General features: G+C 71.1%; 23 protein-coding genes. 11 read left to right on the forward strand and 12 right to left on the reverse strand.

Translation table 11 applies throughout. The features are described from left to right. Positions 1-65: 65 nt before the first annotated feature. The 6 genes from rdgB to C4T78_RS17435 all read right to left on the reverse strand — a co-directional run bounded on the left by rdgB (position 66) and on the right by C4T78_RS17435 (position 4,199). Positions 66-671 (reverse strand): RdgB/HAM1 family non-canonical purine NTP pyrophosphatase, encoded by a 606-nt coding sequence (gene rdgB, locus C4T78_RS17410; RefSeq protein ID WP_093348863.1) that lies wholly within the window; start codon positions 669-671, stop codon positions 66-68. Beyond that, the gene (rph, locus tag C4T78_RS17415; RefSeq protein WP_093348865.1) at positions 668-1,423 is read right to left on the reverse strand and encodes a ribonuclease PH; all 756 of its coding nucleotides are present in this window, start codon (positions 1,421-1,423) and stop codon (positions 668-670) included. Before rph ends, rdgB begins: the two co-directional genes overlap by 4 nt. A 134-nt stretch (positions 1,424-1,557) precedes the next feature. Next, complete coding sequence (locus tag C4T78_RS17420; protein ID WP_093348868.1) at positions 1,558-2,010, reverse strand: GNAT family N-acetyltransferase; 453 nt, start codon at positions 2,008-2,010, stop codon at positions 1,558-1,560. Beyond that, the gene (locus C4T78_RS17425; protein ID WP_093348870.1) at positions 2,000-2,761 is read right to left on the reverse strand and encodes an MBL fold metallo-hydrolase; all 762 of its coding nucleotides are present in this window, start codon (positions 2,759-2,761) and stop codon (positions 2,000-2,002) included. Before C4T78_RS17425 ends, C4T78_RS17420 begins: the two co-directional genes overlap by 11 nt. Beyond that, on the reverse strand, positions 2,758-3,573 hold the full coding sequence (gene murI / locus C4T78_RS17430) for a glutamate racemase (protein WP_093348872.1): 816 nt from the start codon (positions 3,571-3,573) through the stop codon (positions 2,758-2,760). The genes C4T78_RS17425 and murI overlap by 4 nt, the downstream gene beginning before the upstream one ends. Continuing rightward, positions 3,570-4,199: a rhomboid family intramembrane serine protease gene (locus tag C4T78_RS17435; RefSeq protein WP_374703881.1), complete on the reverse strand. Its 630-nt coding sequence runs from the start codon at positions 4,197-4,199 to the stop codon at positions 3,570-3,572. Before C4T78_RS17435 ends, murI begins: the two co-directional genes overlap by 4 nt. Before the next feature lie 140 nt (positions 4,200-4,339). On the opposite strand from C4T78_RS17435, the gene C4T78_RS17440 reads away from it, so the two are divergent. Beyond that, complete coding sequence (locus C4T78_RS17440) at positions 4,340-5,161, forward strand: SMP-30/gluconolactonase/LRE family protein (RefSeq protein ID WP_093348875.1); 822 nt, start codon at positions 4,340-4,342, stop codon at positions 5,159-5,161. Between the two features lie 195 nt (positions 5,162-5,356). Here C4T78_RS17440 and C4T78_RS17445 read toward each other — a convergent pair whose 3' ends face one another. From C4T78_RS17445 to clpS, 6 genes are all read right to left on the reverse strand, one after another. Further along, the gene (locus C4T78_RS17445) at positions 5,357-6,307 is read right to left on the reverse strand and encodes a PLP-dependent cysteine synthase family protein (protein ID WP_093348877.1); all 951 of its coding nucleotides are present in this window, start codon (positions 6,305-6,307) and stop codon (positions 5,357-5,359) included. 412 nt (positions 6,308-6,719) lie between these two features. Then, positions 6,720-6,992: a MoaD family protein gene (locus C4T78_RS17450; RefSeq protein ID WP_093348880.1), complete on the reverse strand. Its 273-nt coding sequence runs from the start codon at positions 6,990-6,992 to the stop codon at positions 6,720-6,722. Between the two features lie 72 nt (positions 6,993-7,064). Continuing rightward, positions 7,065-7,520, reverse strand: coding sequence for a M67 family metallopeptidase (locus C4T78_RS17455; protein WP_093348882.1), 456 nt, complete (start codon positions 7,518-7,520; stop codon positions 7,065-7,067). Positions 7,521-7,622: 102 nt separating this feature from the next. Further along, positions 7,623-8,651 (reverse strand): P1 family peptidase, encoded by a 1,029-nt coding sequence (locus C4T78_RS17460; RefSeq protein WP_093348885.1) that lies wholly within the window; start codon positions 8,649-8,651, stop codon positions 7,623-7,625. Between the two features lie 121 nt (positions 8,652-8,772). Next, a complete protein-coding gene (locus C4T78_RS17465; protein WP_093348887.1) occupies positions 8,773-9,336 on the reverse strand; it encodes a DUF2017 domain-containing protein in 564 nt (187 codons plus the stop codon). Further along, positions 9,337-9,630, reverse strand: a complete 294-nt coding sequence (clpS, locus tag C4T78_RS17470) for an ATP-dependent Clp protease adapter ClpS (protein ID WP_093348890.1) — start codon at positions 9,628-9,630, stop codon at positions 9,337-9,339. Positions 9,631-9,778: 148 nt separating this feature from the next. Between clpS and C4T78_RS17475 the strand changes: the two genes are divergently transcribed. The 10 genes from C4T78_RS17475 (at position 9,779) to C4T78_RS17520 (ending at position 20,237) form a co-directional block, all read left to right on the forward strand. Beyond that, positions 9,779-11,074 (forward strand): nicotinate phosphoribosyltransferase, encoded by a 1,296-nt coding sequence (locus C4T78_RS17475; RefSeq protein WP_093348892.1) that lies wholly within the window; start codon positions 9,779-9,781, stop codon positions 11,072-11,074. Positions 11,075-11,354: 280 nt separating this feature from the next. After that, a complete protein-coding gene (locus tag C4T78_RS17480; RefSeq protein ID WP_093348895.1) occupies positions 11,355-11,924 on the forward strand; it encodes an isochorismatase family protein in 570 nt (189 codons plus the stop codon). Between the two features lie 45 nt (positions 11,925-11,969). Beyond that, positions 11,970-12,353, forward strand: coding sequence for a VOC family protein (locus C4T78_RS17485; RefSeq protein WP_093348897.1), 384 nt, complete (start codon positions 11,970-11,972; stop codon positions 12,351-12,353). 88 nt (positions 12,354-12,441) lie between these two features. After that, positions 12,442-12,912, forward strand: a complete 471-nt coding sequence (locus C4T78_RS17490; protein WP_093348900.1) for a hypothetical protein — start codon at positions 12,442-12,444, stop codon at positions 12,910-12,912. Positions 12,913-13,070: 158 nt separating this feature from the next. After that, on the forward strand, positions 13,071-15,149 hold the full coding sequence (locus C4T78_RS17495) for an ATP-dependent DNA helicase (protein WP_374703888.1): 2,079 nt from the start codon (positions 13,071-13,073) through the stop codon (positions 15,147-15,149). Between the two features lie 739 nt (positions 15,150-15,888). Further along, positions 15,889-16,473 (forward strand): biotin transporter BioY, encoded by a 585-nt coding sequence (locus tag C4T78_RS17500; protein ID WP_235863222.1) that lies wholly within the window; start codon positions 15,889-15,891, stop codon positions 16,471-16,473. Between the two features lie 2 nt (positions 16,474-16,475). After that, positions 16,476-17,840 carry an AMP-binding protein gene (locus tag C4T78_RS17505; protein ID WP_235863224.1) on the forward strand — a complete coding sequence of 455 codons (1,365 nt, stop codon included), beginning with the start codon at positions 16,476-16,478 and terminating at the stop codon, positions 17,838-17,840. Then, positions 17,837-18,952, forward strand: coding sequence for a thiolase family protein (locus tag C4T78_RS17510; RefSeq protein WP_093348908.1), 1,116 nt, complete (start codon positions 17,837-17,839; stop codon positions 18,950-18,952). The genes C4T78_RS17505 and C4T78_RS17510 overlap by 4 nt, the downstream gene beginning before the upstream one ends. After that, on the forward strand, positions 18,949-19,623 hold the full coding sequence (locus C4T78_RS17515) for an energy-coupling factor ABC transporter ATP-binding protein (RefSeq protein WP_093348910.1): 675 nt from the start codon (positions 18,949-18,951) through the stop codon (positions 19,621-19,623). Before C4T78_RS17510 ends, C4T78_RS17515 begins: the two co-directional genes overlap by 4 nt. Continuing rightward, positions 19,620-20,237 (forward strand): energy-coupling factor transporter transmembrane component T family protein, encoded by a 618-nt coding sequence (locus tag C4T78_RS17520; protein WP_093348912.1) that lies wholly within the window; start codon positions 19,620-19,622, stop codon positions 20,235-20,237. Before C4T78_RS17515 ends, C4T78_RS17520 begins: the two co-directional genes overlap by 4 nt. The last annotated feature ends 765 nt before the right edge of the window (positions 20,238-21,002 follow it).

Genomic DNA, 21,002 nt, shown 5'->3' on the forward strand with positions numbered 1-21,002 from the left:
CGAGCGAAGGGCCCCTGCGACCAGCAAAACTGGTCGCAGGGGCCCTTCGTCAGGAACTTGTGCGCTCAGCCTGCGAGCTTGCGGAGCTCGGGGAGCAACAGGCGGAGGGCTCGGCCTCGGTGGGAGTCCGCGTCCTTCTCCTCCGGGGTCAGCTCTGCGCTGGTTCGGGTTTCGCCTTCGGGGACGAAGATCGGGTCGTAGCCGAAGCCGTTGGTGCCGCGTTCTTCGCGGATCACCGTGCCCCGCCACTCGCCTCGGACCACCTTCTCCGTTCCGTCCGGGTGGACCAGGGCCGCCGCTGAGACGAAGGCCGCGCCGCGGCGCTCGTCGGGGACGTCCTTGATCTGGCCCAGGAGCAGGTCCAGGTTCGCCTGGTCGTCTCCGTGCTTGCCGGACCAGCGGGCCGAGAGGACTCCCGGCATGCCGTTGAGGGCGTCCACCGCGATGCCCGAGTCGTCCGCGATCGCCGGGAGGCCGGTGGCCTTGGCCGCGTCCGCGGCCTTCGCGACCGCGTTCTCCTCGAACGTCGCTCCCGTTTCCGGGGCTTCCGGGAACTCCGGGACGTCGGCCAGGCCGATGACCTCCACGCCGCTCACGCCCTCGGCTTCGAGGATGCGGCGCAGTTCCACCAGCTTCTTCTGGTTGCGGGTGGCCAGCAGGACGCGGCTCATGCCTTGGCCCCCGGCAGTTCGCCCGGGTACGGGGCGGCCAGCGCTTCGGCCTGCATTTGGGCCAGCTTGGCGCAGCCGTCCAGCGCGAAGTCGATCATCTTGTCCATCGTGGACCGCGTGTAGGTGGCGCCCTCGCCGGTGCCCTGCACCTCCACCAGGGTGCCGTGGTCGGTGGCCACCACGTTCATGTCGACCTCGGCGCGCGAGTCCTCCTCGTAGGGCAGGTCGAGGCGCACCCGGCCGTCCACCACGCCCACGCTGATCGCCGCGATCGAGCAGGACAGCGGCTTCGGGTCGGACAGCCGCCCGGCCGCGCCCAGCCACGTCACCGCGTCCGCCAGCGCCACGTAAGCACCGGTGATCGCGGCCGTCCGGGTGCCGCCGTCCGCCTGGATCACGTCGCAGTCCAGCGCGATCGTGTTCTCGCCCAGCGCCGCCATGTCGATGCAGGCGCGCAGCGAGCGGCCGATCAACCGGCTGATCTCGTGGGTGCGGCCGCCGATGCGGCCCTTCACCGACTCCCGGGGGCTGCGCGTGTTCGTCGCCGACGGCAACATCGCGTACTCCGCGGTCACCCAGCCCAGCCCGGAACCGGTCCGCCAGCGCGGAACGCCCTCCTGGACGCTGGCCGCGCACAACACCCGCGTCCGGCCGAACTCCACCAGCACCGAACCGGCCGGCCAGTCCTGGTACCCGCGCGTGATCCGCACCTCTCGGAGCTGGTCGTCGCTCCGCCCATCCGCTCGTGCCACACCACAACCCTAAGCCCGCCCCGCTCCACCCCTCGTCAAGGGGCACCCCAGGCCCGAGGGTGTGTCGGGCGTCAATTCCGCGAGAAATCGACCATCACCCGGGTGAACGTCGATTCCTCGCGAATGACGCAGCCCTACGGCAGCCAGACGTAGCGGACGTCGGGTTCGCGCTCTTCGTTGCGGTGGCCGTCGGTGTGCTCGACGGCGGTGAAGCCGTGCCGCTCGTAGAAGCGCCGCGCGGGCTCGTTGACCTGGAACGTCCAGAGCTCCAGGCCGTCCGGGCGGCGGCGTTTGGCCAGGTCCACGAGCTGATCGCCCAGGCCTCGGCCGCGGTGCGGCGGATCGAGGTAGAGCTGGTCGAGCTCGGGTCCGTCGAGCACCAGCAGGCCCAGCAGCGCGCCCGATTCCTCGGCCACCCAGCACTCGGAGTTCGGCACGACGACGTGGGCGAACCAGCTGCGCACCTCGTCGTCGGTGTGCGCTCGGCGCACCGTCGGCAGCGCGGCGGCGAAGGAGCGCAGCCAGACCTCGGCCATCCCGGTCGCGTCGGAGCCGGCGGCGGGCCGGAGCACCAGGTCAGATCTCATAGGTGCGATCCGCGGCGACCAGTTCCGCAGGGCCGTCGAAGACCGCTTCGGCCTCGGCGAGGATGGCGTTGCCGTCCGCCCACGGCACGACGTGGGTCAGCAGCAGGCGGCGGGCTTCGGCCGTCTTCGCGACCTCCGCGGCCTGGCGGCCCGACAGGTGCACGCCGTCGGGCGCGTCCGGGAAGTCCGCCCAGGACGCCTCGGACAGCAGCACGTCGGCGTTCGCGGCGAGCTCGGCCAGCTGCGGGCACGGGCCGGTGTCGCCGGTGTAGGCCAGCACCTTGCCCTCCGCGGCCACCCGGAAGCCCCACGCCTCGCACAGGTGCGCCACCGGCATCGCCTGCACCTCGAACGGCCCGATGCGCACCGGTTCGGCGGGCGTCGGGATGAACTCGAACACGTCCGACAGATCCGTCTCGGCCTGTTCCTCGGCGTTCGGCGCGTAGAGCGCGGCGAAGCGCTCCGGGGCGTTCGCCGGGGCGATCACCGGCAGCCGCGCGTGCTCGGGCGGGTTCGGGTGGTAGCGGCGCAGGACCGCCAGCGCGCCGAAGTCCGCGCAGTGGTCCGGGTGCAGGTGGCTGAAGAACAGCGCGTCCAGGGCGAACGGGTCGATGAACCGCTGCAGCGCGCCGAGCGTGCCGTTGCCCAGGTCGAGCACGATTCGCGTGCCACCGGACTCCAGCAGGTACCCGGATGAAGGCGAATCCGGGCCGGGGATGCTCCCGGAGCAGCCGAGGATCGTCAGCTTCATGCGGTCGAGCTTGACACGAGCAGCGGCCGGACGGCATCGGCCGCGACCGCTGGACCGAGGAACCGCGAGGCCATCCGGGCGAACCGGTCAGGTGCTCCGGTCGCGCGGAACTCGTGCTCGGGCACCGTCTCCGGCGCCGCTAGCAGGTCGTTCTCGGTCAGCACCCGCACCACGTCCTTGGCCGTCTCCTCCGCGCTGGAGACGAGCGTCACCTGGTCGCCCATCGCGAGCTGGAGCACTCCGGTGAGCATCGGGTAGTGCGTGCAGCCGAGCACCAGCGTGTCGACGTCGGCCTGCTGCAGCGGGTCGAGGTAGCTCTGCGCCAGCCCGAGGATCTGCCTGCCGGTGGTGGTGCCGCGCTCGACGAAGTCCACGAAGCGCGGGCAGGCCACCGTGGTCAGCTCGATGTCCGGTGCGGCGGTGAACGCGTCGTCGTAGGCGCGGGAGCGGATCGTCGCGCTGGTGCCGATCACCCCGATGCGGCGGTTGCGGGTGGTGGCCACCGCGCGCCGCGTCGCGGGCATGATGACCTCGACCACCGGGATCGAGTAGCGCTCGCGGGCGTCGCGCAGGCAGGCGGCGGAGGCCGTGTTGCAGGCCAGCACCAGCGCTTTCACGCCCTCCTCGACCAGCGAGTCGGTGATCGCCAGGGTGCGGGCGCGGATCTCGGCCAGCGGCATCGGGCCGTAGGGCGCGTTGGCGGTGTCGCCGACGTAGTGCACGGATTCGCCGGGCAGCTGATCCATGACCGCGCGGGTCACGGTCAGCCCGCCGACGCCGGAGTCGAAGATCCCGATCGGGGCGTCAGTCACCCGGCCAGTGTGCCAGGCCCGCCGCTGGTGACCTGCCGTCGAGTGCCGCGCGCCACCAGCCACGCGGCCAGCAGGCCGCCGAGCGCGCCGAACAGGTGGCCCTCCCAGGAGATGCCCTCCTTGCCGGGCAGCACTCCCCAGAGCATGCCGCCCCAGTAGAAGAACAGCGCCACCGCGACCAGGATCTGCGCGACGCTGCGCTGGAAGAAGCCGCGCACCAGCAGGAACACCATCCAGCCGAAGATCACCCCGGACATGCCGATGTGGTACGCGGGCGCGCCCACCACCCAGGTGCCGACGCCGCCGATGACCCAGACGGTCGCCGTCACCGCGATGAACTGCCCGATGCCACCGGCCAGGACCAGCCAGCCGAGCACCAGGAACGGCAGTGTGTTCGCCCACAGGTGCGCCCAGTCCACGTGCAGCAGCGGCGCCCACAGGATCCCGTCGAGACCGCTGACGTCCCGCGGCAGGATGCCGTTGTCGTCCAGGCGGGCGGCCGGGTTGACCTGGTCGTAGAACTCGATGCCGTAGAGCGCTGCGGTGGCGATGAGCATTCCCACGGCGGCGCGCAGCGGGTTCGCGGGCAGCACTCTCGGGCGAGGACGATCAGGCAGCCGGTTCACACCTTCGAGGTTACGTGGTGGGCGCCGCCGCGGTCTCGGGGTTTACCCGGAGATTCGGACATCTTTCCCGACTCGAAGATCAACAGCTCGATCGCGGGGTAGGGTCGGCGGATCGTTGCGTTCCGGGTGAGAGGTAGCAGGTGCAGGTCGACACAGCAGTACCCGCGGCGGCGCGATCCGGGCGTGCGCCCACCTGGGACATCGGCACCGAGACGCTGCTGTGGACCGATCCGCCCGCGCGCAGCGCGCACCGCTTCGTCCCCGGCCGCACCGATCACGCGATGGAGCTCCCGCAGCAGGTCAGCGCGGCGAAGACGCGCAGCCTCGGCGGTCTGGCGCTGCACCTGACCGAGGGCATCGCGCTGTTCGACTCCACCGGGTCGCACCGCACCTGGCTGGTCTACTGGGCACGCGAGGGCGTCCAGGCGGGTGCGACCGCGATCGACGCCAAGGGCCGGTTGTGGGCGACGACGCTGGGTGCCGACGGCTGGCTGGCACGGGTCACCGGCGACGGCTCGGCGAGCATCGCGCTGCGCGGCCTGCCCGCGGCCAACGGCATCGCGTGGAGCCCGGACAGCACCCGGATGTACCTGACCGACGGCACCGGGCGCATCGACGTGCTGGACTTCGACCTCGACTCCGGCCGGTGCGGGGAGCGCCGCCCGCTGTGCGAAATCGACGGCGAGCCCGGCGGGCTGGCCGTGGACGCCGACGGACGGCTCTGGGTCGCGATCGCCGACCGCGGCGAAATCCGCTGCTACACCGCCGAAGGCGAGCTGGAGCGGACGATCCCGCTGCCGGTCCAGCGCCCGACGGACTGCTGCTTCGGCGGCCCGGACCTGACGCACCTCTACATCACCTCGGCGACCGACGACGTCACCGAACCCACCGAGGCGGACGGCGCGATCCTGATCATCCGCGACCTGGCGACGGGCCTCCGCCCCTCATCCTTCGCCGGCTGACCCCGGGCAGGTCCCCGCTTCTCGGCGCAATTTCAATGGAAATCAGACGTCTGATTTCCATTGAAATTGCGCCGGGACGGCGTGTCGCACCCCAACACGCCGACGTCGTGTCGGGATTCACGCAATTTCAATTGAAATCGTGCATCTGATTTCAATTGAAATTGCGTACCGCACCGGACCGGGGCGACGGTTCACTCATGCCCAGAGCTGGCCTTCGAGGCGTTGGGCCGCTTCGTCGATGGTTCCGCTGTAGGCGCCGGTGGAGAGGTATTTCCAGCCCGCGTCGGCCACCACGAAGGCGATGTCCGCCGGCTCGCCGTCGGCCGCCGCCTTCTCCGCGATCGTCAGGGCCGCGTGCAGCACTCCGCCCGTGGAGATGCCCGCGAAGATGCCCTCGGATTCCAGCAGCTGCCGGGTGCGGCGCAGCGCGTCGTAGGAGCCCACCGAGAAGCGGCGGGTCAGCACGTCCGGGTCGTACAGCTCCGGCACGAAGCCCTCGTCGAGGTTGCGCAGGCCGTACACCAGCTCGCCGTAGCGCGGTTCGGCCGCGACGATCTGCACGCCCGGCTTCTGCTGCCGCAGGTAGCGGCCGACGCCGACCAGCGTTCCGGTGGTGCCCAGGCCCGCCACGAAGTGCGTGACGGTCGGCAGATCGCGCAGGATCTCCGGCCCGGTGGTGGTGAAGTGCGCCTCGGCGTTGGCCGGGTTGCCGTACTGGTAGAGCATCACCCAGTCCGGGTTCTGCTCCGCCAGTTCCTTGGCCATCGCGACGGCCTGGTTGGAGCCACCGGCGGCCGGCGAGGAGATGATCCGCGCGCCGTAGGCCTGCAGCAGCTGGCGGCGCTCCTCGGAGGTGTTCTCCGGCATCACGCAAACCAGGCCGTAGCCCTTGAGCTTGGCCGCCATGGCCAGCGAGATCCCGGTGTTGCCCGAGGTGGGCTCCAGGATCGTGCAGCCGGCGGTGAGGCGGCCCTCCTTCTCGGCGGCCTCGATCATGGCCAGCGCCGCCCGGTCCTTGATCGACCCGGTCGGGTTCCGGTCCTCCAGCTTCGCCCACAACCGGACGTCGGGAGCCGGCGACAGGTGCGGCAACCCCACCAGCGGGGTGTCACCGAGCGCGTCCAGCAACGAGTCGTACCGAGCCACGGCGCATCTCCTACTCACCGCATCGACAAGGACAATCATCCGCCGCCACAACAGGACATGCCACGACACAGCACGTGTCCGTCCGGCGGCAAAGCAACAGGACCCGGCTGACGACAGTGCCGAGGTCCGGCCGCCCCGAAGGCGGCGAGCCGAGCCCGGCAACCAGCCATCGAAGCCGTTCTCGGTGGTAGACGGCAACCGCGAAGCCCGACACCACAGCGACGGAAGCGGCCGCATGCGCATAGCCCACCTGCGGCCCTTGCACCGTCGCGGGTTCTCAGAGGCCTTCTCGCGAGGACAGCCCGGACGCCGCGCATCCGTTCGCGCTCAAGTCCGGGATCCCGGAGTCGAGAAAGCCTCTGAGCTTCCGCTACCCGCACCGCCACGCAAGGCGAGTGCAGCGTCTTAAAGCTCAGCCACCCGCAACAGCCGGGAGGATGGTCAGGTTGTCGCCGTCGGAGACCTTCGCCTCCAGGCCACCCGCGAAGCGGACGTCCTCGTCGTTGACGTAGAGGTTGATGAACCGGTGCAGGTTGCCTTCCTTGACCAGCCGGTCCTTCAGGCCGCCGTAGTTGGTGTCGAGGTCGTTGATGACCTCGGCGACCGTGTTGCCCTCGGCCTGCACGGACTTCTCGCCACCGGTGTGGGTGCGCAGGATGGTGGGGATCGAAACCTTCACTGCCATGGGAAAACCTCCTGTCCACAGAGGACTATCGTGGGAAACGGGGACGCGGAACACCGGCACGGGGGCCGCGGCTCAGTCGCGGTCGGGGACCTCGTCGCCACCGGTGTGGGCGAACATGTACGACTCGACGACCTCCACCGGCTCCTCGGTGACCTCGCCATCGAGGATCCGGTAGGAGCGCAGCTCATGGGTCTTCGGGTCCCTGGTGGACACGAGCACGTAGTGCGCGTTGGGCTCCGAGGCGTAGGAGATGTCGGTGCGCGACGGGTAGGCCTCGGTCGAGGTGTGCGAGTGGTAGATGACCACCGGCTCCTCGTCGTTGGCGTCCATCTCCCGCCACACCTTCAGCTGCTCACCGGAGTCGAACCGGTAGAAGGTGGGCGAGCGCTCCGCGTTGATCATCTCGACCAGGCGTTCCGGCCGGTCCGACCCTTCCGGACCGGCGATCACACCGCACGCCTCGTCCGGGTGGTCCCGTCGGGCATGCGCGACCATCGCATCCACGAGGTCGCGTCGGATCACCAGCACAGCAGCCATCCTAATAGGTGGAGCACCGGCCTCCCACGATGTGAAATCGCGGTTACCGGCGCGAGTCTTCTCAGTCGTGGGCAAACGCAGCACCACGATGGTTCATTCCCGCGCCGAGGGGTAGAGCCAGGTGTACGAAGTCACCTCGTCGACGGGTTCCGCGGCGAGCATCCCGCGCACGATCGCCCGCGCCACCACGTCGGCGGCAGCCGCGCTGACCTGGTCCAACCGCGCGGACCAGCCCTCCTCCCCCGGCGCGGGCAGCACAGCCCCGGTGCCGGTGGCCAGCGCGAACATGGTGTCGCCGTCGACCAGCAGGTGGGCGGGCCGCACGGCGCGGGCCAGCGCGTCCTGGGCGGCCACCGCGAGCCGCCGGCACTCGGCCTTGGACAGCCGCAGGTCGGTGGCGACCACGCCGATCGTGGTGTTGAGCGGGCGGTCGATCGGGCCGTGCCGACCTGGGCGGGAGCCGAACAGCGGCCGGGCCGCGTCGATCTCGGCCTGCTCGGGCCGCCGCAGACCGGGCGTGGGGATCCACGGCAGGCCGGTGTCCGGATCGATGGCCGAGCCCGCGGCGTTGACCGCCACCAGCGCACCGATCGTGGTGCCGTCCGGCAGCACGGTGCTCGCGGTGCCGATGCCGCCCTTGACGCAGCCCACGACCGCACCGGTACCGGCCCCGACATTGCCCTCCCGCGTCTCGGTGCGCGTGGCGCGCTGGCACGCGCGGTAGCCGAACTCGGCGTCCGGGCGGTTTCCCCAGTCGTTCATCGGCAGGTCGAAGATCACCGCACTGGGCACCACCGGGACCACGTGCGCCGGGTCGGGGCCGACGCGCACGCCGTGGCCGCGCTCGCCGAGCCAGCGCATCGCACCGTCGGCGGCGGCCAGCCCGTAGGCGCTGCCACCGGTGAGCACGATGCCGTGGACCTGCTGCACCAGGTGGCTGGGTTCGAGGACGTCCGTCTCGCGCGTCCCCGGGCCGCCGCCGCGGACGTCGACCGCCGCGCTCGCGCCCTCGGGCACCAGCACCGCGGTCGTCCCGGTCGCCCAGTGCGGATCGAGCCGCTGCTCGTGCCCGACCAGCACGCCGTCGACGTCGACGAGCGCGTCCCGCTCACCTGCTCCCATGCCGCCTCCCGAGGATCGCCGGTGACCAACGTTAACGGTGGTGCCGGTGTGGTCCAGGCGGGTTCGATGTGCAATTTCAATTGAAATCAGAGGTCTGATTTCAATTGAAATTGCGTCCGGATCAGGACATGAGGGCGGTGACCAGGCTGTCCTGGACCCAGGTGAGCCACTGGTAGACGCCCAGGTGCTCGCGGCGCAGATCGTCCTCGGGCAGCTCGTCGGGCATGTCCTCGTCCACGTCCAGCGCCGTGCCCAGCGCCAGGCGGACGTCGTTGAGCGCCGTCAGCCAGCCGTCGGCCTGCTCACCGGTCAGCCTCACCCGGCCGCCGCCGGCCGGGCAGGTGTCCAGCACCAGCTGCGCCGCGCCGGTCTTGGCCTCCAGCAGGGTCGGCTCGTGCAGCGAGCGCATCGCGCCCGCCGCGTCGGCCTTCTCCTCGTCGGTCTCCCCGGTGATCGGGTCGCGGCGGTAGAAGTCCGGCAGCAGCCGCGCCAGCACCGGGTCCTCGGGCGCCGTCGTCGGGCCGGTGCGGATGCCGGTCAGCTCGGCGAGCTCGTCGACCGGCGCCTCGTCGGACCGCGCGGTGAGCATGTCCTTGATCTGCCCGACCAGGCCCCGGATGACGGCCGCTTCCTGCTGCGCCAGCTCGGCCTGCACGTGCCCGTTCTCGCGAGTCCAGCCGTCCACTCAGGAATCCTTCTGCATCGTGGCCCACAGGCCGGCGGCGTGCAGCTTCGCCACGTCGCCCTCGACCTTCTCCTTGGAACCCGAGGACACCACCGCCCTGCCCTTGTGGTGCACGTCCAGCATGAGCTTCGTCGCGTGGTCCCGGGTGTAACCGAAGATCTTCTGCAGCACGTACGTGACGTAGGACATGAGGTTGACCGGGTCGTTCCACACCACGGTCACCCACGGCTTGTCCTCGGTGCCGAGCACATCCGGTTCGAGTTGCGCGCGCTCGATTTCAGCGGGCGAGGTCATGCCCCCATCGTTGCACGCGACCGTCACAGCGGTGTCGACCACGTGCTCGCCCGCGCGAATGGCGCAACGGCGGAGGCCACCCGGCCGCACGGCGCTTGCGCCGCTCCGGTCGGCGGCAACTGATCGGAGACCACGTAATCTCTGCTCCATGAGCACCAGCACTGCGCTGCTTACGGATCACTACGAGCTGACGATGCTCTCCAGCGCGCTGCGCGACGGCACCGCGCACCGGCCGTGCACCTTCGAGGTGTTCACCCGGCGGCTGCCGGACGGCCGGCGCTACGGGGTCACCGGCGGCACCGGGCGGGTGCTCGACGCGATCGAGAACTTCACCTTCGGCGAGGCCGAGCTTGCGCAGCTCGCCGAGCACCGGGTGGTCGACGAGGAGACCCTGGCGTGGCTGCGCGACTACCGGTTCCAGGGCCAGATCGACGGCTACCCGGAGGGCGAGCTGTTCTTCCCGGGCTCGCCGCTGCTGACCGTGCGCGGCACCTTCGCCGAGGCCGTGGTGCTGGAGACGCTGGTGCTGTCGATCCTCAACCACGACAGCGCGATCGCCGCGGCCGGTGCGCGGATGGTCTCGGCCGCCAACGGCAGGCGGATCATCGAGATGGGCTCGCGGCGCACCCACGAGGAGTCCGCGGTGGCCTCGGCCCGCGCCGCCTACCTCGCCGGGTTCACCGCCACCTCGAACCTGGAGGCCGGCCGCCGCTACGGGATCCCCACCACGGGCACCGCAGCGCACGCCTTCACGCTGCTGCACGACTCCGAGCGCTCGGCGTTCGAATCGCAGATCGCGGCGCTGGGCACCGGCACGACGCTGCTGGTGGACACCTACGACATCACCCGCGGCATCGAGCTCGCGGTGGAGGTCGCGGGCCCGGAGCTGGGCGCGGTGCGCATCGACTCCGGTGACGTCGGGGTGCTGGCCCGGCAGGCCCGCGAGCAGCTCGACGCGCTGGGCGCCAAGAACACCCGGATCGTCGTCTCCGGCGACCTCGACGAGTACGCCATCGCCGCCCTGCGCGCCGAGCCCGTCGACGGCTACGGCGTCGGAACCTCGCTGGTCACCGGCTCCGGGGCGCCGACGGCGGAGATGGTCTACAAGCTGGTGGAGGTCGAGGGCCGCCCGGTCGCCAAGCGCAGCTCGCACAAGGAGTCCCGCGGCGGCCGCAAGGCGGCGGTGCGCCGGTACAAGGACACCGGGACGGCGGTGGAGGAGGTCATCTTCCAGACCGCCCCGGGCGCGTCCGAGCCGGTGCTCGGCCCGCACGACCGGTTCCTGCAGATCCCGCTGATGCGCGACGGCAAGCGCGTCGCGGACCTGCCCACGCTGGAGGACGACCGCCAGCGGCTCCGGCACGCGCTGGTCACGCTGCCCTGGGAAGGCCTCAAGCTCTCGCACGGCGAACCGGCCATCCCGACCACCTTCCACACCGCCTGACCAACGGTCAGAATGGCGAATGCGGATATCGCCTCGCGGGGCGGGTAGCGGCTCTCCTGCGGGAGTCGCGACTCCCGCCCGGGCTTCGGCTGCGTGACCGGGCCGTCCTCGCCAGGCGAACGCTGAGAACCCGCGGCGGTGCGAGCTGCGGAGGTAGGTCGTGCACCTGGCGGCGCACGCCTCCCGACCGGTGCCGGACGCAGCCACTGCTCACCGCAGGAGGCGGCTGGACCGCGCATCCCGAAGAACTGCTCGACCCGTTGCGAACCGAGGAGCCGTGATGACCAAGGCGCTGATCATCGTCGACGTGCAGAACGACTTCTGCGAGGGCGGCGCGCTCGCGGTGGCGGGCGGCGCCGACGTGGCCTCGTCGATCTCGCAGTACCTCGCCGGGTTCGACCACGACCACGTGGTGGCCACCCGCGACTACCACATCGACCCGGGCGCGCACTTCAGCGACGAGCCGGACTTCGTGCGCACCTGGCCGCGGCACTGCGTCGCGGGCACGCCCGGCGCGGCGTTCCACCCGGCGCTGGACGTGGGCCCGGTGGAGGCGGTGTTCTCCAAGGGCCAGTACAGCGATGGCTACTCCGGCTTCGAGGGCATCGACTCCCGCGACCGGCCGCTGCACGACTGGCTCGTCGAGCGCGGCGTGCGCCGGGTCGACGTGGTGGGCATCGCCACCGACCACTGCGTCCGCGCGACGGCCCTGGACGCGGTGCGCCAGGGCATGGAGACCTCGGTCCTGCTGGAGCTGACGGCCGGGGTGTCCCGCGAGACGGTCGACGCGGCGCTCACCGAGCTCGACGCAGCGGGCGTGAACCTCATCGGCGAACCCGTCGTCCGGTAGTAATTCAGTCGCCTTCCCGCAGTGGGATCGGGAAAGCTCACGCACATGGTTTCAGCACTGCAGAACATCGCGATCGACTGCGCCGACGCCTACGGGCTCGCCCGGTTCTGGAGCGAGGTGACCGGCCGTCCGGTGCATCCGGAATCCCAGCCGGGCGACGAGGAGACCGAGGTGCTGCTGGCGGAGGGGCCGGTGCTGCACTTCAACCAGGTGGCCGAGCCGAAGACGATCAAGAACCGGCTCCACCTGTGCCTGCGCCCGGAGACCTCGCGGGAGCAGGAGGTGGAGCGACTGCTGGGCATCGGCGCCACTCTGGTCGACGACCGGCGCAACCCCGACGGCTCGGGCTGGGCGGTGCTCGCCGATCCCGAGGGCAACGAGTTCTGCGTCCTGCGCAGCGCCGCCGAACGGGCCGCGATGGAGTCCTGAGCGGCGCCGCTCGGCCTGCACGCGGAACCATGTCGAGGCCGCTGCCGTCCCAGGCACTGGATTCCTCTGGAACGGAGCACAACGGCGCATGAGCGACCTCTACGAGATATCCATCGACGACAGGACCGGTGCCACCGTGGGCTGCCGCGTCTACGCGATCAACCCCGACGCGGGGTACTTCCCGAGCTCTGCGGACTTCGCGATGCGGATGCTCGTCGAGTCGCACGGAGCCTTCTACGCCCCCAGCCGGTTCTGGTCGGACGACGAGACCAAGGAAGAGCTCGAGGAGGTCGGGCGGCTCGACCGGTCCGGGGACGATCCGGTCGCCTTCTCCGAGCGGCTCGACCGGATCATCAAGTCCTACGAGGTGGGCGAGCCGCACAACCTGCCGCCCTGCTGGGAAACCCCCGACTCCGGGACTTCCACCAAGGACCACCCCTACGTGGAGTTCGCGCTCTCCGCGCACGACCCCCGCTACGTCGCGCACCTGTCACGCGGCCTGCAGTGGCGGACGACGATCTACAGCGACTTCCACGACGGCCCGCTCCTCCGAGCGTGAGTCGGCACGTCGCCTCCCGGCATCCGGGGGCATCGGGGCTCGTGGACGGGGGCGCGCGGTAGTTTCTCAAGGTGCCCACCTCTGTCCCGCGATGGTCCGACCCGGTTGCGTTCGAGCCCGACGAAGACGACGTGCTCCCACCGGAGATCGCCGACGACCTGGCGCGGGCCGGCAAGGCCGCACCGGACGAGCCCGCGCTTCCGATCACCGCCAAGGCCAAGCAGGACATCCCGGATCTGCCGACGCTGCTGAAGGTCGCGATCGAGGCCGTCGGCGGGGTGCCGCGAGAGGGCCAGGCGCGGATGGCCGAGGCCGTTCAGCACTCCATCGGCACCGGTGAGCACCTGGCCGTGCAGGCCGGGACCGGAACCGGGAAGTCGCTGGCCTACCTGGTCCCGGCGATCCGGCACGCCGTCGCCGAGCACACCACGGTCGTCGTGTCCACCGCGACCATCGCACTGCAGCGCCAGCTGGTCGACCGCGACCTGCCGCGCCTGGCCGACGCGCTCGCCGACGCGCTGGGGCGGCGGCCGACGTTCGCGATCCTCAAGGGCCGCCGCAACTACCTGTGCCTGAACCGGGTGCACGGCAACGCCCCGGAGGAGCCCGACGAGGGCGCGCTTTTCGACGCCTTCGCCGCTTCGGCGCTGGAGCGGCAGATCAAGCGCCTGCAGGAGTGGTCGACCGAGACCGAGACCGGCGACCGCGACGAGCTGGTGCCCGGCGTCACCGACCAGGCCTGGCGGCAGCTGTCGGTCACCGCAAAGGAATGCCTCGGCGTGCACCGCTGCCCGGTCGGCGTGGACTGCTTCGCCGAACGCGCCCGAGCCGAGGCCGGACGCGCGGACATCGTGGTGACCAACCACGCGCTGCTGGCCATCGACGCGCTCGACGACCGCCCGGTGCTTCCGGAGCACGACGTGGTGCTGGTCGACGAGGCCCACGACCTGGTGGACCGGGTGACCTCGGCAGCCACCGGCGAGCTCACCGCGACCGCGGTGCGGCTCGCCGCTCGCCGCTGCGGGCGGGCCATCGACGAGGAGACCGCCGATCGGTTGGTCGAAGCCTCCGAAGGCCTGGACCTCGTGCTGCAGGCCGCGACCCCGGGTCGGCTGGAAGAACTCCCGCAGGACCTCGGCGGTGCCCTGACCGCGGTGCGGGACTCGGCCTGGGCCTGCATCAACGCGCTCGGCCCGGAGCGCAAGGAGGACACCGAGGGCAACACGGCGCGCAAGCTCGCGCACGCCATCACCGAGGAGGTCCACGACACCGCGGTGCGGCTGCTCGAAGCGTTCGACGACGAGAAGCAGCTCGAAGTCGTGTGGATCGCGGCGGACCCGAACCGGCCGCCGACCATCCGCATCGCGCCGATCGGCGTCGGCGGGCTGCTCCGCGAGCGGCTGTTCGGCCAGCGCACCACCGTGCTGACCTCGGCGACGCTGGCGCTCGGCGGCTCGTTCGACACGCTGGCCCGGCAGTGGGGTCTGCCCGCGCAGCAGCGGTCCCAGCCGGTGGCCGGGATGGCCACCGCCAAGGAAGCCCCGTCCGACACCGGCGGGCTGAAGTGGACCGGCCTGGACGTGGGCTCGCCGTTCGAGCACCAGCGCAGCGGCATCCTCTACATCGCCCGGCACCTGCCGCCGCCGGGCCGCGACGGCCTGCCGCCGGAGTACCTGGACGAGCTGACCGAGCTGGTGCAGGCGGCGGGCGGCCGCACGCTGGGCCTGTTCTCCTCGATGCGAGCGGCCAAGCAGGCCAGCGAGGAGCTGCGCAAACGCCTCTCGACGCCGGTGCTGTGCCAGGGCGAGGACACCACGGCGCTGCTGGTCCGCCAGTTCGCCGAAGACCCGGCGACCTCGCTGTTCGGCACCCTGTCGCTGTGGCAGGGCGTGGACGTGCCGGGCGATTCGCTGCAACTGGTGGTGATGGACCGCATCCCGTTCCCGCGCCCGGACGACCCGCTCGCCTCGGCCCGCCAGAAAGCGGTGTCCGAGCACGGCGGCAACGGATTCCTCACGGTCGCCGGAACCCACGCAGCGCTCCTGCTCGCCCAAGGCGCGGGCCGCCTCCTACGCGCACCGAACGACCGAGGCGTGATCGCCGTCCTGGACCCGCGCCTGGCAACGGCCCGCTACGGCGGCTTCCTCCGCTCGTCCCTCCCCCCGTTCTGGACCACCCACGACCCCAAGGTCGTCCGAGGCGCCCTCAAACGCCTCACCGGCACGGCCACGACCTGACACCGCACCCTCCTCCGTCGGTGCTCCTCCCGCAGGCGACGACGCAATTTCAATTGAAATTGAACCTTAGATTTCAATTGAAATTGCGGACCGTCGGCGTGTCGGGCACCGACACGCCGACACCTACGGACGACCTCCGCAATTTCAATGGAAATTCGATGTGTGATTTCCATTGAAATTGCGGAAGTTCACGCCGACGACAGCATCCCCGGGTGTGTCGATCCCCAGGTCTCGCCACCCCCGGTTTCGCGTTCCTCAAGTCTCGCCGTCCCCAGGTCTTGCGTTCCTCAAGTCTCGCCGTCCCAGGTCTCGCCGCCCCCGGTCTCGCGATCCTCAAGTCTCGCCGCCCCAGGTCTTGCGTTCCGCAGGTCTTGCGTTCCGCTGAGGTGTCTCGATCCCCAGGTCTCTCGATCCCGGGTGTTGCGCATGCGGGCCGCCGCGAGGCCACCTGTGAGGTCGGGTCGCGGGTACCGCAGCCCTTCTCCGCGTGCAGCGGAGTGACGGACGACTCTTCGCGGAGTTGTGGGTCTTGTGGGTGGTCGACAACTCGGCGTTGGGCTTTCTGTTCCGGGCGGGGTGCCGGGTAGGTTGGTGCAGTCGCGCCGATCGGGCCGCAGTGGCGCTGCCCGTCCCTGGTCACGGGGCTGCAAGCGGACGACGGGGTTCGGGTCGGCCGCGGCCTTGCGCCCGGTGTCGGCGCTCGTCGGCGAATGTTGTCGATCAACTGCTAGGAGACGTCGTGTCCGCACCACGCCAAGCCGCGCCCGCCGCGAACCTGGCCCGGACTGTGGTCTTCGCCGCGTTCATCGCCGTCCTCGGCATCTTCCCGGGCTTCTACCTCGGCGGTGCGGCCGTGCCGATCGTGCTGCAGAACATGGGGCCGCTCCTGGCGGGCAGCATCCTCGGCGCGCGCCGCGGCGGCGCATCGGTGCTGCTGTTCCTGGCGCTGGTCGCGATCGGGCTGCCGCTGCTGTCGGGCGGCCGCGGCGGCATCGCCCCGTTCGTCGGCCCGAGCGGCGGTTTCGTGCTCGGCTGGGTGCTGTCGGCGGTGGTGGTCGGCCTGATCGTGCAGCTGGCCCCGAAGCCGACGCTGCTGGTGCTGCTGGCGGCCAACCTCGCCGGTGTCGCCGTGGACTACCTGATCGGCATCCCGTACTGGGGCCTGATGATCGGCGATCTCGGCGCGGCCGCGGCGCAGTCGCTGGTGTTCGTGCCCGGTGACCTGGTGAAGCTGGTCGCCGTCTCGCTGGTCGCCGTCGCCGTGCACCGCGCCGTCCCGTCGGCGCTGACCGGCGCAGCGCGCCGCGCTCCCACCGAGAGCTGACCGTGCTCCCGATCCTCGGCCGCTCCCCCGCTTCGCGGGTCGCGCACTCCGACGCGACGCTCGACGCCGCGGAGCTGCTCGCCCGCGCTCGCAGCGCTGCGCGGCTGCTGCGCCCCGGCTCGCGCGTCGCGCTCGACGGCGGGAACGCGCTGACGCGCTTGACCCACTTCCTCGGTGCGGACCTCGCGGGCTGCGCCACGCTCCTGCTGGAGCCGACGTGGACCGAGCGCGAGCGCTCCGCCGTCCTCGTCGACGCGGCCCCGCACCTCGTGCTCGACCTGGCCGATGGGGCGGTTTCGCGCGAAATCGCCCCAGCCCATGCGCTCCCGACGCCGATTTCGCGCGAAACCTCCCAACACCCACCCCGCAATGCCCCGTTCTACCTGCCCACCACCTCCGGCAGCAGCGGCCGCCCGAAGGTGCTGATCCGCTCGCGCGACTCCTGGCTGCGAAGCTTCGAGGCGCTGGATCTCGGGCTGACGCAGCAGGACCGAGTGCTGATCCCGGGCCCGCTGAGCTCGTCGCTGTTCCTCTTCGGCGCCCTGCACGCACTGCACGCGGGCGCCGATGTGCACCTGCTCGACCGCTGGTCCGCCCACGACGCGGCAACCGCCGCCCGGCACGCCACCGCGGTCCACCTGGTGCCCGCGATGCTGGCCGCACTGCTGTCCACTTTGGAGCGCGATCCGGTTCTGCGGGCCGAGTGCTCGCTGCGGGTGGTGGTCTGCGCAGGCGCCCGGGTGGATCTGGAGCTCGAAGAGCGGCTGGGCAAGGTGCTTCCGGGCTGCGAGCTGGTCGAGTACTACGGATCGGCCGAGCACTCGCTGATCGCGGTGCGGCGCGGCGGTCGGCTGCGGCCCGTCGTCGACGTCGAGGTGCGCGACACCGAGCTGCTGGTCCGCTCCGCGCTCATCTTCGACGGCTACCTGGAGAGCGGTGCCCTCGTACCGCCGAGCACCGATCAGGGCTGGTCAGCGGTGGGCGATCGCGCGATCCTGCACGAGGACGGTTCGCTGGAGATCCTGGGCCGCGCCAGCGCGGTGATCAACACCGGGGCGCGGCTGGTCGGCGCGGAGGAGGTCGAGTCGGTGCTGCGCGGCGCGGACGGCGTGCTCGACGTCCTGGTCTCGGCCACCCCGCACCCCCGCTTCGGCGAGCTGGTCACGGCGGTGGTGGAGGTCGATCCGGCCGCTCGCCCGTCGCGGCGCGATCTGCGGGCGAGGGCGAGGCAGTCGCTGGAACCGGCCAAGCGCCCGCGACGCTGGCTGGCGGTGCGCGAACTGCCGAGGACCGCGTCCGGCAAACCGGCGCGCGCACTGGTCGCGGAGCAGTTGCGCGCCGGATCGTTCGAAGCGGAGGCACTGTGAGCCCGGTGGTGATCGCGGCGCGGCGGACGCCGATCGGTGAAGCGGGCGGCGTTCTGCGCCACCTGCCGGTCGACCGGCTCGCCGCTCCGGTGCTGCGCGCCGCGCTGGACGACGTCGGCGTGACCACAGTGGACGATGTGGTGCTCGGGAACGTCCTCGGCCCGGGCGGGAACCCGGCCCGGGTGGCCGCGCTGCGAGCCGGGCTCGGCGAGCGCACTCCCGGCATGACGGTCGACCGGCAGTGCGCGAGCGGTCTCACCGCGATCACCACGGCAGCAGTGCTGATCAGCGCCGGTGCCGGCGACTGGTTCCTCGCCGGCGGCGTGGAGAGCCCGTCGACCGCGCCGTGGCGCGCGTGGCGTCCGCGCACCGCCACGGAACCGCCCCGCTTCTACCAGCGAGCCCCGTTCGCCCCGGCCGACATCGGCGATCCGGACATGGGCCCGGCGGCCGACCTGGTCGCGGCCGAGGCCGGGATCTCCCGCGAACGCCAGGACGCCTTCGCCGCCCGCAGCCACGCCCGCGCCGTCGCCGCGCGCGAGGCAGGCCGGTTCGACGCCGAGCTGGTGCAGGTCAGCGGCACGATCGAGGACGAGCGGCCGCGCGCGGGGTTCACCGCCGAGCGGCTCGCCCGGTTCCGGCCCGCGTTCACCCCGGACGGCACGGCCACCGCGGCGAACTCCTGCGGGATCAACGACGGCGCGGCAGCCGTGCTGATCACCACCGAGGAGCAGCGCCGCAGGCTCGGCGTGCCCGGTCTGCGCCTGGTGGACTGGCGGACCTCGGGAGTCGACCCGAACCGCCTGGGCCTGGGCGCGGTGCCCGCGATGCGGGAGCTGCTGGAGCGCCACGACCCGGAGGTGGTCGAGTTCAACGAGGCCTTCGCCGGGCAGGCGCTGGCCTGCCTGGACGCCGCGGGCATCGACGAGCAGCTGGTCAGCCCGGACGGCGGTGCCATCGCGCTCGGCCACCCGTGGGGTGCGTCGGGAGCGGTGCTGGTGGTGCGGCTGTTCAGCCGGATGGTCCGCGCCGACGGGCCGCGCACCGGCCTGGCCGCGCTGTCGTCCGGTGGCGGGCTCGGGGTGGCGACGATGTGGGAGCGAGTGGGTTGATCGAGTTCGAGGACGTCGGGCACAGCTACGACGAGCGCACCGTGCTGGACGGCGTGAACCTGCGGCTGGACGAGCAGCGCGTGGCGTTCGTGGGCGCGAACGGTTCCGGCAAGTCCACGCTGGCCCGCATGATCAACGGCCTGGTGCACCCGACCAGCGGCCGGGTGCTGGTCGACGGCGTCGACCCGGCCCGCAACGGCCGCGCGGTGCGACGCCGCGTCGGCTTCGTCTTCACCCACCCGGACAGCCAGATCGTGATGCCCACGGCGGGCGAGGACGTCGCGTTCTCGCTGCGCAAGCAGGGCCTGTCCAAGGCGGAGCGGCAGCGCCGCGCGGCCGAAGTGCTGGCCCAGCACGGCTTGGCGGGCTACGCCGAGCACCCGGCGCACCAGCTCTCCGGCGGGCAGAAGCAACTGCTGGCGCTGTGCTCGATGCTGGTCCTGGACCCGGACGTGCTGGTCTGCGACGAGCCGACGACGCTGCTCGACCTGCGCAACAAGCGGCACTTCACCGAGGTCCTCGCCGGACTCCGCCAGCAGGTCGTGCTGGTCACCCACGACCTGGACCTGCTGGAGGACTTCGACCGCGTGGTGGTCCTGGAAGCGGGCAAGGTGGTCGCCGACGACGAGCCCGCCCCGGCGGTCCGGTACTACCGGGAGCTGATCGGATGAACCCGCTGGGCCTGTACGAACCGGGCACCAGCACCGTGCACCGGGCACCGGCGGGCTGGAAGTTCCTGGCACTGCTGGTGTTCGCGGTGGTGATCTTCGTGCTGAACTCGCCGCTGGCCCTGACGGCCTGCGCGCTGGCCGTCGCCCTGGCCTACGTGCTGGCCCGCATCCCCGCGCGCCGCTGCTGGCAGATCTCCCGCCTGCTGATCCCGCTGCTGGCGGTGGTGTTCCTGCTGCAGTGGTGGATGCTCGGCTTCGACAGCGCGGCGGTGGTCTGCCTGCGCCTGCTGACCGCACTGGGCGCGGCGAACCTGTTCACCCTGACGACCCGCGTCGACGATCTGGTCAGCGCGGTGGAACGAGGCCTGCGCCCCACCCGCCGCCTGGGAGTCCGCCCGGAGCGGATCGGCCTGCTGGTAGGCCTGACCCTGCAAGCGGTAGCGGCCCTGTCGACGATCGCGACCCAGGTACGCGAAGCCCAACGAGCCCGCAACGCGGAACGCTCGATCTCGGCCTTCGCGGTCCCGTTCCTGGTCAGAACCCTCCGCCACAGCGACGACCTGGGCGAAGCTCTGGCCGCCCGAGGAGTCGGAGACGACGAAACCAGGACTTAAGACCCTGGTGCGAAGTGGCAGCCCCTGGGCATGCTGATGGGTACCGGGGAAACCCGGCGACCGGCCCGAGGATGCAGTGGCCTTGACGACCATCAGGCCGCCAAAGACCTAGCAATCGCTAGATTGCAAAACATTCTCGGGCCCGGCCTATGTCTAGGGCCAGAACCCCTCACGCGCTCACCACGACCCGCTCGTCGGCCTTCCTGCGCGTACACCAGCGACAACGGCGACCAACGAACTGGCACCACCATCAAGCCAGACGTTGAACACATGATCCCGCCCGGCGAACGCAACCAGGTGCAAGATCTCATCCGGGCACCTCCCGACGTCGTCGAGCAACCGCTCTGATCCGACGAGCCACTCGGGACGAAAACCCGGCCGTCGAAGTCGCCGACCGCTTGTCTCCAGCACGCTCACCCTGGAAACGCGCGAAACGACGTACGAATCGTCATCTCCAGAGCGCAGAACCTCTTCCCGAAGCAGCTCAGCCGCTCTGTCAGACCTCTTCGAAGCATCAATCGCAGCCATCAGATCAACCTTCGAAGTTTCCCGCACCGGAAACCACCCTCAGCAATCCGCGCCGTCCGGTCCGCTCAAAATTTGCCAACCAATCGGGTCCACCACTCCACCGGTGGACTCGAGCCGCACACCCGCCAACCGGTCAGCCCAAATCTACTCGATTGCAGAATTTGAGCCCTCCGGCCAGCCATCGAGGAGAAACTCCAATTTCTCCGCAGCCACGACGGCTACGCGCGTCGAGAGCAC

Source organism: Saccharopolyspora kobensis, assembly GCF_900108315.1.
Lineage (GTDB): Bacteria > Actinomycetota > Actinomycetes > Mycobacteriales > Pseudonocardiaceae > Saccharopolyspora > Saccharopolyspora kobensis.

Coding starts and splice junctions, on each gene's coding strand:
- rdgB (WP_093348863.1), bottom strand. CDS start 671: ATGAGCCGCGTCCTGCTGGCCACCCGCAACCAGAAGAAGCTGGTGGAA.
- C4T78_RS17420 (WP_093348868.1), bottom strand. CDS start 2,010: ATGAGATCTGACCTGGTGCTCCGGCCCGCCGCCGGCTCCGACGCGACC.
- C4T78_RS17425 (WP_093348870.1), bottom strand. CDS start 2,761: ATGAAGCTGACGATCCTCGGCTGCTCCGGGAGCATCCCCGGCCCGGAT.
- C4T78_RS17450 (WP_093348880.1), bottom strand. CDS start 6,992: ATGGCAGTGAAGGTTTCGATCCCCACCATCCTGCGCACCCACACCGGT.
- C4T78_RS17460 (WP_093348885.1), bottom strand. CDS start 8,651: ATGGGAGCAGGTGAGCGGGACGCGCTCGTCGACGTCGACGGCGTGCTG.
- clpS (WP_093348890.1), bottom strand. CDS start 9,630: ATGACCTCGCCCGCTGAAATCGAGCGCGCGCAACTCGAACCGGATGTG.
- C4T78_RS17475 (WP_093348892.1), top strand. CDS start 9,779: ATGAGCACCAGCACTGCGCTGCTTACGGATCACTACGAGCTGACGATG.
- C4T78_RS17480 (WP_093348895.1), top strand. CDS start 11,355: ATGACCAAGGCGCTGATCATCGTCGACGTGCAGAACGACTTCTGCGAG.
- C4T78_RS17485 (WP_093348897.1), top strand. CDS start 11,970: ATGGTTTCAGCACTGCAGAACATCGCGATCGACTGCGCCGACGCCTAC.
- C4T78_RS17490 (WP_093348900.1), top strand. CDS start 12,442: ATGAGCGACCTCTACGAGATATCCATCGACGACAGGACCGGTGCCACC.
- C4T78_RS17520 (WP_093348912.1), top strand. CDS start 19,620: ATGAACCCGCTGGGCCTGTACGAACCGGGCACCAGCACCGTGCACCGG.